The following is a 906-nucleotide window of genomic DNA, read 5'->3' on the forward strand; positions in this document are numbered from 1 at the left end:
GTCAATGGTGTTGATTACAACGCAGTGAATAACGGCGATAACACCTGGAGTTTAGCAGCGGATACGATTGCCGAATTAGCCGAAGGCGACGTTGTGATCAGTGTGTCTGCGAGCGATGAAGCGGGCCATACGGATAGCGCAACCACGACGATTGAAGTGGATACTACCGCTCCAATAATTAGCGTCGACTCTCTCACTACCACTGATAATACGCCAATGTTAACGGGTAATGTTGATGATACTACTGCTGTAGTTATCGTGACAGTTAATGACATCGAGTACGAAGCAACTAACAATGCGAATGGGTCGTGGACTTTAGCGGATAACACCTTACCAACATTAGATGATGGTGAAACCGTTATTACAGTGACAGCAACCGATGCGGCAGGTAATAGCGCAACCAATACTGGCACCGTTGAAGTAGATACAACGGGTTTAAATGTGAGTATCGATGCCTTAGTAACGAATGATACGTCACCGGCGTTAAGTGGCAGCATTGATGATGCTACGGCGACTGTGATTGTTACTGTCAATGGTATTGACTACACGACTGTCAATAACGGCGATGGCACTTGGAGTTTAGCAGCTGATATCTTACCTGATTTAGCGGAAGGCGACGTTGTTATCAGCGTATCGGCGAGCGATGAAGCGGGCCATACGGATAGCGCAACCACGACGATTGAAGTGGATACTACAGCTCCATTAATTAGCGTCGACTCTCTCACTACCACTGATAACACGCCGATGTTAACGGGTAATGTCGAAGATACAACGGCCACCGTGGTGGTAACCGTGGACGGCATCGAATACGCAGCAACTAACAATGCGGATGGGTCGTGGACTTTAGCGGATAATACACTCCCTGCATTGGATGATGGTGAAACCATTATCACAGTGACAGCAACC

Annotated in this window: 1 protein-coding gene; it reads left to right on the forward strand. The window is 47.7% G+C overall.

The genetic code is table 11. The annotated features are described in order from the left end of the window. Nucleotides 1-906, forward strand: a 906-nt coding sequence (locus V5290_RS17290) for an Ig-like domain-containing protein (RefSeq protein ID WP_333388753.1), incomplete at both ends; no start/stop codon positions are given.

Origin of the sequence: Psychromonas arctica, assembly GCF_036697365.1 — a bacterium.
Taxonomy (GTDB): Bacteria; Pseudomonadota; Gammaproteobacteria; order Enterobacterales; family Psychromonadaceae; genus Psychromonas; species Psychromonas arctica_A.